Origin of the sequence: Streptomyces sp. Alt3, from assembly GCF_030719215.1 — a bacterium.
GTDB lineage: Bacteria > Actinomycetota > Actinomycetes > Streptomycetales > Streptomycetaceae > Streptomyces > Streptomyces glycanivorans.
Genome location: NZ_CP120983.1, coordinates 1,578,315 through 1,590,316 on the forward strand (window position 1 = coordinate 1,578,315; position 12,002 = coordinate 1,590,316).

Annotated in this window: 7 protein-coding genes; 3 read left to right on the forward strand and 4 right to left on the reverse strand. The window is 67.7% G+C overall.

Going from position 1 to position 12,002, the window contains the following annotated elements; all coding sequences use genetic code 11:
• Positions 1–118 precede the first annotated feature (118 nt).
• Complete coding sequence (locus P8A20_RS06800) at positions 119–1,318, reverse strand: ROK family transcriptional regulator (protein WP_306103065.1); 1,200 nt, start codon at positions 1,316–1,318, stop codon at positions 119–121.
• A gap of 540 nt (positions 1,319–1,858) precedes the next feature.
• Here P8A20_RS06800 and P8A20_RS06805 point away from each other — a divergent pair.
• Positions 1,859–2,317, forward strand: a complete 459-nt coding sequence (locus P8A20_RS06805) for a hypothetical protein (RefSeq protein ID WP_147959944.1) — start codon at positions 1,859–1,861, stop codon at positions 2,315–2,317.
• Between the two features lie 256 nt (positions 2,318–2,573).
• Here P8A20_RS06805 and P8A20_RS06810 read toward each other — a convergent pair whose 3' ends face one another.
• The 3 genes from P8A20_RS06810 to ngcE all read right to left on the reverse strand — a co-directional run bounded on the left by P8A20_RS06810 (position 2,574) and on the right by ngcE (position 6,011).
• Positions 2,574–3,491, reverse strand: a complete 918-nt coding sequence (locus tag P8A20_RS06810) for a carbohydrate ABC transporter permease (RefSeq protein ID WP_306103066.1) — start codon at positions 3,489–3,491, stop codon at positions 2,574–2,576.
• Between the two features lie 97 nt (positions 3,492–3,588).
• The gene (locus P8A20_RS06815; protein WP_147959942.1) at positions 3,589–4,512 is read right to left on the reverse strand and encodes a carbohydrate ABC transporter permease; all 924 of its coding nucleotides are present in this window, start codon (positions 4,510–4,512) and stop codon (positions 3,589–3,591) included.
• 50 nt (positions 4,513–4,562) lie between these two features.
• Entirely contained in the window at positions 4,563–6,011 is a 1,449-nt protein-coding gene (ngcE, locus tag P8A20_RS06820; protein ID WP_147959941.1) for an N-acetylglucosamine/diacetylchitobiose ABC transporter substrate-binding protein, read from the reverse strand.
• 495 nt (positions 6,012–6,506) lie between these two features.
• Here ngcE and P8A20_RS06825 point away from each other — a divergent pair, with 495 nt between their 5' ends.
• Positions 6,507–10,355 (forward strand): GH92 family glycosyl hydrolase, encoded by a 3,849-nt coding sequence (locus P8A20_RS06825; protein ID WP_306103067.1) that lies wholly within the window; start codon positions 6,507–6,509, stop codon positions 10,353–10,355.
• Positions 10,356–10,435: 80 nt separating this feature from the next.
• Positions 10,436–11,896 carry a hypothetical protein gene (locus P8A20_RS06830; RefSeq protein WP_147959939.1) on the forward strand — a complete coding sequence of 487 codons (1,461 nt, stop codon included), beginning with the start codon at positions 10,436–10,438 and terminating at the stop codon, positions 11,894–11,896.
• The last annotated feature ends 106 nt before the right edge of the window (positions 11,897–12,002 follow it).

A 12,002-nucleotide genomic window follows, 5' to 3' on the forward strand; every position in this document is an offset into this window, starting at 1 on the left:
TCGAACCTCCCTGACGAGGCCGCGACGTTGCGGCCGAGGTGGCTGGAAGTCAACTCGGCCGCAGGGGCGGCGTCAAGGAGTAAATTCTTAACGAGATGACAACGGTGCCATTCGTTATCTAAGTGAAGGCAGGAGTCGCCGCGGGAAGGGTGCCCTCCAAAAGGGTCGAATCCCCCATCTCGCTGAGCACGAGGGCCAGCGCCCCCAGCACCTCGGCCCGCCCGCCGAGGGCGCCCGGAAGCACGGAGAGCTGCCGCGCGGCACTGGGGATGGCGTAGCGCGAGACCGAGTCACGGATGGGCGCCAGCACCAACTCCCCCGCCTCCGCGAGGGATCCGCCGAGCACGACCCGGCTCGGGTTCAGCAGGTTGCACAGGTTCGCCACACCGCTGCCGATGTGCCGGCCGACGTCCCCGATGACCCTGCGGCAGCCCGGATCGCCCTCCCGGGCCAGCTGGACCATCCGCTCCATGGTGAGGTCGGACCCGTGGCTGGGCTTCAGCAGCGGCAGGACGTACCGGGCGGCGGTGAAGGTCTCCAGGCAGCCGCGGTTCCCGCAGCGGCAGACCGGGCCCGATTCGTCGAGGGTGATGTGACCGATCTCGCCGGCCGTGCCACCGGGGCCCCGGTAGATGTGCCCGTCGATCACCAGACCGGCGCCGACACCGCTGGCGACCTTGATGTACGCGAGATCCTTGACGCCCCTCCCGCTGCCCCAGACGAGCTCGCCGAGCGCCCCGAGGTTGGCATCGTTGTCCACGTACACCGGCACCCCGAGGCGCCCGGCGAGCTCCTGGCTGGGGTTGATGCCCGTCCAGCCCGGCAGGATCGAGGTGGAGCCCAGCGTGCCCGACTCGACGTCGATGGGGCCCGGTACGCCGAGGCCGACACCGATGACCTTCCCGGGGCTGATCCCGGTGGTCTCGATCAAACGGTTGACCAGCTGTTCCGCCCGCCCGAAGCCCTCGGCCGACGAGGCGTCCACGTCGAGCGGCTCGGATTCCTCGGCCAGCACCTGGTGGGCCAGGTTCCCGATGGCCACCCGAAGGTGCGTGTGACCGAAATCGACCCCTATGACAATGCCCGCGTCCCCGCTCAGGGAGACGCTCCTGGCTCTGCGCCCGCCGGCCGAGGTGGGGGTCACCTCGACCGTGCCGCCGTCCTTGAGTTCACGCACGATGTTGGAGACGGTGGCTGCGGAGAGGCCCGTGCTTCTGGCGATCTCGGCCTGGGTCAGCGACCCCGCCATCCTTACGGCACGTACGACCCGCTCAAGGTTGGCCCGATGCAGAGACGTCTGCGACCCCGGAGTCTCCATCGACTCACTCACTCCTGCCGTTTTCTCTAACATGTGAACCCTAAGCTGAGCGTTTTGGGGTGCCCCCCGTCAAGACCTTGAGCAGTCGGAGCCTCTATTGAGCGCGACACTCCGCTTCCCGGCCGGAACTCGGCCGAAGCCCTGACCTCCGCCTGAAACTCTCGAACGAAGACCCCCGCGCCTGGGGGCGGAGCCCCACCACGGCCGACCGCCGAGCCCTCAAGGGTCGGGAATCAGCCATTCCCCGCGCCCCTGCAAGTGGGGGCCCCACACACGCGGACCACGACGGCGGCGCCACGGAGGACAGCCCAGCTGCGCCCCCTCACGTCAATCGATTCTTTCGAGACATGGTCGAGGCGATCCAGCGCTCTCACTTCTCCATGGGGCCTTCTTGACAACTAGGTTGACCGGGCACGCCGGAGCCTCGGAAGAGCATCGGCGTGCGGTGACGTACGAGCGGGGGCGGGATACGGATGGCGCTCCACCGGATCACTCAGAAGTACGACCCCATCTCCCGGCACAACTGACAGGGCTCGTCGCATGCTGGTGACAGACTCCTCCGACGACCTCCACCTCGGCCTCGTGTTCCTGCTGACGCCGCTGGGCATCGGTCTCACGCTCTGGATGACCGTCCGCGGACTGCGGCTGCTGCTCGGGAGACGAGACGCGCACATCCGCGTCCGGGCCGCCGCGGCAGCCGCGTGGGCCTGCGCGTTCGGCTTCTACACGTGGGGACTGCTGCATTTCGCGGTCCTGGACGAGAGCCGCCGGACCCAGGCCTGTGAGCAGCGGCTGGGAGCCGAGCGGGCCCGGTCCGTCGAGGGATACGAATACGCCTTCCTCCCTGTGGAGTTCAGGTGCGTCACCACCGGCGGCGAGACGTACGACGCCGCCGTACCCGGATATGTGAACCCCGCGGCAATGCTCTCCGGCGTGGCCGCCGCCGCACTGACGTGCACCGCCCGCCCGAAGAACTGGGCCGTGGCGACGGAGAAGTAACCGCGAACATGCCTGCCGCACCGCGCTCAGGGGTGCGGCGTTCGTGGCTGCCGCCGCCCTCGGCTCGCAGGTGCCGGCCGCTCCCGCCGCGCGCCGCCGAAGGCCGCGGCGAGGATCCGCGGCTGGAACCGCACTCCGGCCTTCCGTGATCCTCCGGAGCGGCCTCCCGGCCCGGTCGTCGTGGCGTCCCGGCGTGCCTCGTCACCGTGTGCCTGCGTGCGGCACACGGTGACGAGGGGGAGCGGGCGGGGCCTTCCTACTTCAGCGCCCCCGCCGTCAGCCCCGCGACAACCTGGCGCTGGAAGACGACGTACGCGGCGAGAACCGGCAGCATCGCCATGACCAGGCCTGCGAAGAGGCCCGACCAGTCCCCCTTGTAACCCTGGCTGGTGGCCAGTTCCACGAGACCCTGGGAGAGCACCTTGCCGTCCGGGTCCGTGTTCAGCACCGTCGGCAGCATGTACTGGTTCCACTGCCCGAGGAAGTTGAAGATGCCGACGCTGATCAGGCCCGGCTTGGCCATCGGCAGCATCACCTGGAAGAACGTCCGGGTGTGCGAGGCGCCGTCGAGCATGGCCGCTTCCGCGATCGAGGTCGGCAGCGTCCGGAAGAACGAGGTGAGGAAGAAGACGGTGAACGGGAGCGAGTAGGCGATGTAGACCAGGATCAGTCCGTGCACCGAGTTCAGCAGGCCCATGTTGTTCATGACGAAGAACAGCGGGACCAGCGCCAGGATGATCGGGAAGCTCATCCCTCCGATGAAGAGGAAGTAGATGAAGCGGTTCCCGGGAAAGTCGAACCGTGCCAGGACGTACGCCGCCATCGAGCCCAGCAGCAGTGTGCCGATGAGTGAACCGCCCACCACCAGGATGGTGTTCAGGAAGTAGTCACTCATGTGGGCCTGGTTCCAGGCCCGTGACCAGTTCTCGAAGTGCAGCCTGTCCGGCAGCGCCCAGGGGGTCGACAGGATGGAGTCGTCGCTCTTGAACGACGCCATCACCGCCCAGAGCAGCGGCATGACGACGAGCACGGCCCAGATGATCAGCACGCCGTGCGAGAAGACGTTGAGGACCTTGCCCTCGCTGCTCCTCGCCGCCCCGACGGCCGGGGCGTCCGTCTTGGTCACCGGCGAGCGCGGGGCCGGGACGGCGGGCGGAGTCTCAGTGACCTTCACGTGTGCTCACCTCGTACAACTGTCGAGCCGGCCACCGGGACCGAACTGATCTGCGCGCATCCGGCCGTCCGGTCGCGGAACCTCGGGGAAGCCGGCATCAGAACTCCAGCCGCTCGCGCCGGCCCAGCTTCATCACGATGCCCGCGAAGAGCATGGTGACGATCAGCAGCCCGACGCCGATCGTGGTGGCGTAGCCGGCCTGGGCGTCCCGGAAGGCCGTCTGGTAGACGTACAGCGGCAGGACGGTGGTGGAGTAGTCGGGACCACCGGGGCCCACCGTCATGACCTGCACGGCGGTGAAGGCCTCCACGCCGAGCGCCAGGATGCCCATGTAGACCCAGCCCGACTGCACGGTGTCCCAGAGCAGCGGGAGCGTGATCTTGAAGAACGTCGTGATGCGGTCGGCTCCGTCGAGCAGCGCGGCCTCGTAGAAGTCCTTCGGGATGGACGCCATTCCGGCGGAGAAGAGGACGACGAAGAATCCCACCGTCGACCAGATGAGCACGACCATCACGCAGTACAACGCCAGATCGGGATCGCCGAGCCAGTCGGGCTGGAGGCTCTTGAGACCGACCGCCTTGAGCGTCTCGTTGAGCATTCCGGACGACGGGTTGAACGCGAACTGGAACAACAGGGCCACGATCACGATCGACAGCACCTGGGGGAAGAAATAGGCCACCTTGTAGAAGGAGGAGCCTCGCACTCCCGATATCGCGGCGTTCTTCCGCCGACGCCCGCCGACATTGAGCATGAAGGCGAAGAAGAGTGCGAGGCCCAGCGTCACCAGCGGCAGCAGCAGGGCGAGCAGCACACTGTGCTGCAGGGACTTCCAGAAGATGTCGTCGTCGAGCATCCGGCTGTAGTTGTCGAAGCCGACCATCTGGAAGTCGGGACTCAGTCCGGTCCAGTCCGTGAACGAGTAGTAGATGGACTGGGCGAAGGGCCAGATGACGAAGATGGCGTACAACGCCAGCGGGACCACGAGGAATCCCGCGATGAACCGGTACTTGCCGTGCTGCATCGTTTACCGACCCCGATTTCCGAGCGGGTGCCGCCGCTGGTGACGGTTGCTCACTGGTGCTTGTAGTGCTTGATGGACTGATCCTTGGCCGCGGCGTCGGCGAAGGCCTGGATCTTCTTGATGGTCTCCGCCGGGGTCGCGCGGCCGGCCATCATCTCGCCGATGCCGGCGATACCGATCTGCTCCTTCTGGAGCTTGACGTACCAGTCCTGCAGGCGCGGGTTCACGACGTTGTCGCCGGCCTGCTTCAGGACGTCGACGCCGGACTGCATGGCGGTCGACAGGGTGAGGCCGTCGGTACCGCCGTTGAAGGCGCTGAGGGACTTCACGGACTTGGTGAAGTTCTTCGAGGACTCCTCGCTGAGCATGATGCGCAGCTGCTCCATGCCGCCCTCGGGGTTCTTCGCCTTCGCGGGGACGACGAACGGCTCACCACCGGAGGCCCAGATCGTGCCGTAGGGAAGCTTGTCGGAGGCGTCCAGGCTGGACGGTGCCCCGACCATCATCTTGAAGTCCTCCGGCGTGGTCGGCGCGGCCTCGTTCTCCACCCACGAACCGTTCGGGATGAAGAGCGCCTTGCCCTTGGTCCACTCCGTCTGCGACTGGATGTGGGTCAGGCCGGGCGTGCCCTTGAGGATGTAGCCCTTCTGGAAGAGCTCGTAGTACGCCTCGAACGCGGCCTTGACGGCCGGGTCCTTCCAGGCGTTCGGCTCCAGGTTGTCGATCTTGTCGAGGACCTCGCGGCCACCGATCTTGCCGATGAAGGGGTAGAGCGAGAACGGCAGGTAGTACGGGTACTTGCCGGGGTACGTCCAGCCGGCGATCCCCTTCTTCTTCGCCTTCTCGCACAGCGCGAGCATCTCGTCCCAGGTCTCCGGGTACGCCGCGTCGAGCTTCTCCAGGTTGGTCTGGGAGTACCAGACGCCGTAGACCGTGTACGCGTAGTACATGATCCAGACCGGGTCGCCGTCGAACTGTCCCATTTCCAGGACACCCGGACGCAGCGTGTCGCGGACTTTCTTGGAGGGGTCGTCGTAGGACGGGGCGTCCATCAGCGGCGTCAGGTCGGCGAGCTGCTTCTTGCCGACCAGGACACCCATGTCCATCTGCTCGGCACCGGAGTTGTCGATCAGGTCCGGCGGGGTGCCTCCGTTGAAGCGGGGCTGCAGGATCGACTGGATCTTCTCGGTCGCGGAGTGCTTGACCTTCGGAGCCTTGGGGAAGGCCGCGTTGTACTTCTTCTCCGCGTCGATGGCGTACTGCTCGCCGAAGCCACCGTTGAAGATGACGACTTCGAGGGCGGCGGTCTCATTGACACCGAGCGGGTTCTTCGCGCTCTTGGTGCCCTTTTCGACCTTCTCGTCGCTTCCGCTGTCGCTGCTCGCGCACGCCGAAAGGAAGCTCATCGTCGGAACGGCGATCAGGCCGAGTGCGGCAGAACGCTTGATCAAATCGCGACGGCCGAGGCCCTCATTCGTACGGCCTGAGGTGGATCCCATGCTCAAGTCCTCGCCTTCTCCAGGACTCAGGCGGTGTACCGGTCACCCGTAAGGAATTCGCCTAGGCGAAGGGCCCCGCCACCGCGGTCAGTTGCGCTTGGGTCGTGCAGATTGCCGGATTACCAGATGCAGTGGAGGAGTCCCGGGGGAACGCACAGTGGGCCACCTCTCGCGCCCACAGCTGTTCCACCCTCCCCCGCGCCCGCGCCGTTGTGAAGCGGCTGTGCAGACGCCGACAGGTATAGTCCACTTGCCGCCAACTGAGCAAGATCGAATGCATGGTTGAGCGGCAGTCTTTCCCGAGTTGAGACCTCACGGACACCTCGGCACCGCGCGTCCGAGCACGGAAACGGCGTTTTCCGCAATACGGTCGAATCACCGGCGTCGACCCCACGCAACACCCTTGACACACGTGGTCACTTGGCTCCCTACTGGAACCCGCATCCTGTAATGACAACGTTGTCCAATGCATGCCCCCAGGAGGAACGGCTCCGTATGCAGCCCCTACGTGGTCCTCAGCACGGCTCGCGCCAGAGACACAGTCAGTCCGCCGCGGTCCTCGCCGCCGCGCTCGTCATGACCCTGGCAGCCCCCACCGCCGCCCTCGCCCAGCCGTCCGGCGCCGCGAAGAAGCCCTCCGGCGAGACGTCGTTCAGCTCCTCGTTCGAAGCGGACGAAAAGCAGCCGGACTGGCGCAACACCGTCGAAGAAGGCACTGACGGCAAGAAGAGGGCGTCGGGTGTCGACGGTGGCTTCTCCGCCGGAATACCGGGCAATGTCACCGATCAGGTCACGGATCTGCGCGCCAGCGGCGAGAACAGCTCCGGTGGTGAGGTCAAGGAGAACCTGACCGACGGGGAGTCCGGCACCAAGTGGCTGGCCTTCGCCCCCACGGGCTGGGTCGAGTTCGACCTCGCCGCGCCCACCAAGGTCGTGACCTACGCCCTCACCTCGGCCAACGACCACGACGAGCGCGACCCCAAGGACTGGACCCTGAAGGGTTCCACCGACGGCAGGACCTGGACGGATCTGGACACCCGGACCGGCCAGACGTTCTCCAAGCGCTTCCAGACCACGTCGTACGACTTCAGCACGGACACCGCCTACCAGCACTTCCGGCTGGAGATCACGAAGAACAACGGCGCGTCCGACGCACTCCAGCTCGCCGACGTCCAGTTCTCGAACGGGGACACCTCCACCCCCGCCCCCGACGACATGCGCACCCAGGCCGACCGCGGGCCCTCCGGCTCCCCCACCGCCAAGCAGGGTGCCGGGTTCACCGGGAGGAAGGCCCTGCGCTACGCGGGTACGCACAAGCCGGACGGCCGCGCCTACTCGTACAACAAGGTCTTCGACGTCGACACGGCGGTCACGAAGGACACGCAGCTGTCCTACCTGGTCTACCCGCAGATGGGCGAGACGGACCTCAGCTACCCCGCGACGCACGTGGCGGTGGACCTGGCGTTCACCGACGGCACCTACCTGAGCGAGCTGAAGGCGACCGACAGCCACGGCGGGCTGCTCACCCCGCAGGGCCAGGCGGACGCCAAGCGGCTGTACGTGAACCAGTGGAACAAGGTGGCCTCGCGCATCGGCACGGTGGCCGCGGGCAAGACCGTCGACCGGATCCTGGTGGCCTACGACGCCCCCAAGGGCCCGTCGAAGTTCCAGGGCTGGATCGACGACATCTCGATCGCGCCGAAGGCCCCGGAGAAGCGCAAGGCGCACCTCTCGGACTACGCGTCCACGGTGCGCGGCACGAACTCCAGCGGCGGCTTCTCGCGCGGCAACAACTTCCCCGCGACCGCGGTCCCGCACGGCTTCAACTTCTGGACACCGGTCACCAACGCCGGCTCCACGAGCTGGATCTACGACTACGCGCGCGGCAACAACGACGACAACCTGCCCACGCTCCAGGCGTTCGCCGCCAGCCATGAGCCGAGCCCCTGGATGGGCGACCGCCAGACGTTCCAGGTGATGCCGTCGGCGGCCTCGGGCACGCCCGACGCCTCCCGCACGGCCCGCGCGCTGCCCTTCCGGCACGAGAACGAGACCGCTACCCCGCACTACTACGGGGTGACGTTCGAGAACGGTCTCAAGGCCGAGATGACGCCCACCGACCACGCGGCGCGGATGCAGTTCACCTTCCCCGGTGACGACGCGAGCCTGGTCTTCGACAACGTCTCCAACGACGGCGGGCTCACCCTCGACGCGAAGACCGGCAGCTTCACCGGCTACTCCGACGTGAAGAGCGGCGGCTCCACCGGGGCGACCCGCCTCTTCGTATACGGAACCTTCGACGCGCCGGTCACGGACAGCGGCAAGCTGAAGGGCGGCGGCGGGGACGACGTCACCGGGTTCTTCCGCTTCGACGCCGGCAAGGACCGCAAGGTCGGTCTGCGTCTGGCCACTTCGCTGATCAGCGTCGACCAGGCGAAGAAGAACCTCGCCATGGAGCTGCCGGCGAAGACCTCGTTCGACAAGGTCAGGAAGAACGCGCAGAAGGCCTGGGACAAGATCCTCGGCAAGATCGAGGTCGAGGGTGCGAACGCCGACCAGCTGACCACGCTCTACTCCAGCCTCTACCGTCTCTACCTCTACCCGAACTCGGGCTTCGAGCAGGTCGACGGCAAGAGCACCTACGCGAGTCCGTTCTCGCCGCGGACGGGCACGGACACCCCGACCCACACCGGCGCGAAGATCGTCAAGGGTGAGGTCTACGTCAACAACGGTTTCTGGGACACCTACCGCACGACCTGGCCGGCGTACTCCTTCTTCTCCCCGAAGCAGGCCGGGAAGATGGTCGACGGTTTCGTCCAGCAGTACAAGGACGGCGGCTGGATCTCCCGCTGGTCCTCCCCGGGATACTCCGACCTGATGACCGGCACCAGCTCCGACGTGGCCTTCGCGGACGCGTACGTCAAGGGTGTCGACTTCGACGCGGAGGCGGCGTACGACGCGGCGGTCAAGAACGCCACGGTGACCCCGCCGTCCTCGGGTGTCGGCCGCAAGGGCATGGACACCTCGGTGTTCACCGGGTACGCCAACACCTCGACGCACGAGGGCCTGTCCTGGTCGCTGGAGGGCTACCTCAACGACTACGGCATCGCGCAGATGGGCCAGGCCCTCTACGAGAAGACGAAGAAGCAGCGCTACAAGGAGGAGTCGGAGTACTTCCTCAACCGTGCGCAGAACTACGTCAAGCTCTTCGACGAGAAGGCGGGCTTCTTCCAGGGCAAGAAGGCGAACGGCGACTGGCGTCTGCCCTCCGACCAGTACGACCCCCGCGTCTGGGGCTACGACTACACGGAGACCAACGGCTGGGGTTACGCCTTCACCGCCCCGCAGGACAGCCGCGGCCTGGCCAACCTCTACGGCGGGCGTGACGGCCTGGCGAAGAAGCTGGACACGTACTTCTCCACCCCGGAGACCGCCGGGCCCGAGTTCGTCGGTTCCTACGGCGGCGTGATCCACGAGATGACCGAGGCGCGCGACGTGCGGATGGGCCAGTACGGCCACAGCAACCAGGTCGCCCACCACGCCACGTACATGTACGACGCGGCCTCGCAGCCCTGGAAGACCCAGGAGAAGGTCCGCGAGGTCCTCGGCCGGCTGTACACCGGCAGCGAGATCGGCCAGGGCTACCACGGCGACGAGGACAACGGCGAGCAGTCGGCCTGGTACCTCTTCTCCTCGCTCGGCTTCTACCCGCTGGTCATGGGCAGTGGTGAGTACGCGATCGGCTCGCCGCTCTTCACGAAGACGACCGTGCACCTGGAGAACGGCCGCGACCTGGTCGTCAAGGCCCCGAAGAACAGCTCCAGGAACATCTACGTCCAGGGCCTGAAGGTCAACGGCAAGAAGTGGAACTCCACCTCGCTGCCGCACGACCTGCTGGCCAAGGGCGGCGTGCTGGAGTTCGACATGGGCGCCGAGCCCTCGTCGTGGGGCACGGGCAAGGACGCGGCCCCGGTGTCCATCGCCAAGGACGACAAGGTGCCCGCGCCGAAGGGCGACGTGCTCAAGGGCGACGGCGCGCTGTTCGACAACACCTCCGCGACCTCGGCGCAGGTCGAGTCGGTGGAGCTGCCGGCCGCCGCGGGCACGAAGGCCGTCCAGTACACGCTGACCTCGGCGACGGCGGCGAAGGCCCCGACGGGCTGGGTGCTGCAGGGCTCGTCGGACGGCACCTCGTGGAAGGACCTCGACAAGCGGTCCGGCCAGACGTTCGCCTGGGACAAGCAGACCCGGGTGTTCTCGGTGCAGGCGCCGAAGGCGTACGCGAAGTACCGGCTGGTCAGCACAGCCGCTGCGACGCTGGCGGAGATCGAGCTGATCTCCTGAACGCCTGAGGGGAGTTACGGAGCCGGGGGCCGGCCGTCCGCACGAGCGGATGGCCGGCCCCCGGTGGCATAGTGCTCCGCATGGCTCCACGGATACGGGCTCGGATCACCGGACGCGCGGCTCTCGCCGCGCTTCTCGCGACGGCCTTCGCACCGGCCTCGGCGACAGCGTCGGACGCCGTCGCGCTGAGCCTGGAGGACGTGCCGCGCACCGTGGTCGTCTACAACGCGGACGAGGGCGCGAAGGCGACCGACCGGCGCTTCGAGGTGCCCGTCCACATAGTCCCCGGCAACAGCGAGCCCGCCCGCAACATCGAGGTCGTGGTCGACGCCTCCGGCATCGAGGGCATCGCCCGCGTGACCAAGGGCGGTCACGGTAACTGCACCGGCAGCGGCTGGGTGTACACCTGTGTGTACGGCACCCTGCAGAACGACGGCGAGAGCAACGCGCCTTTCGACATCCTCGGGCTGGACGGCGTGAGGCCGGGCGACAGCGGCACGGTCACCTACACGGCGAGTGCGGACAACGCCGCACCGGTCACCGGCACCACCCGCATGGTCGTCGGCGGGCCGACACTCGGCACACCGGGGAAGAAGCTGAAGGTCGACGGGGTCACGCCGGGTGAACCCGCCCCGCTGACACCGGAGTTCGCGAACCATACGCGCTTCCGGGCGGACCGGGGCGTCTCCCTGCGCGTCGAGACCGGCGGCGGCCTCACCCTCAGGACCCGGCACAGCAACTGCTCCTACGCGGGAGCCCCGCCCACGTCGGCGTGGTGCCTGTTCCCCGCCGGGGCCGCGCCGCGGGCCACGTACCGCACCAGCGCGCCGCTCTCCTACGTCGCCGCCGAGAAGGCGCTGCACGGCACCCTGTCCTACAGCTGGTCATCGGACCCGGAGAAGCCTGCCGGCCACACCGTACGCGGCACGGGCGCCCCGATCACGCTGACCGGCACGAAGGACGGAGACTTCGACGGCGTCAGTGGTCACGTCGAGGTGGACACCACGGTGCAGGCCGACTACCGGCCGGTCACCGGAACGGTCCGGGGGCGAGTCGGTGACACGGTGGAGGTGCGGCTCGGTGTACGGGACCTGGGCCCGGGCGAGCTGACGAACGACGAGGCGAAGGGGCGCTTCGAGGTGGTCCCGCCGGAGGGCACCACGGTCACGTCCGTGCCGTACGACTTCGAGGACCTGAACCCGAGGTGGGGGTGCGAGCGGCCGGAGAAGCCCGGCGGGGCCTTCGTCTGCGACCTCGACGACGACGCCTTCGCCTGGGCCCGGGAGGACGACGGGACGACCACCATCGTGTTCCACGTCCGCATCGACCGGCAGGTCGCGGGGGCCCGGGGCTCCATCCGGACGTTCAGCCCCTACGACCGCACTCCCGGCAACGACACGGCGGCCGTCCCGCTGGAGGCCTCACCCGCGCCGGCCTACCGGTCCGTCCTGCGGCCCGCGGTGTGGGCGGCCGTCGCCGTGGGCGTGGTTGCGGCGGTGGGGCTGGTGGCCGTGCGGCGCCGGCGCCGACGAGCCGGCTGACGGCCCGATCCGAACGGTTTCGCGTGCCGTGACGGCGCGCCACGCGCCTGCCCCGCGCATCGTCCCGCTTCCGGGCGGCTTCACCTGGGACATCGCGTATCGGTAT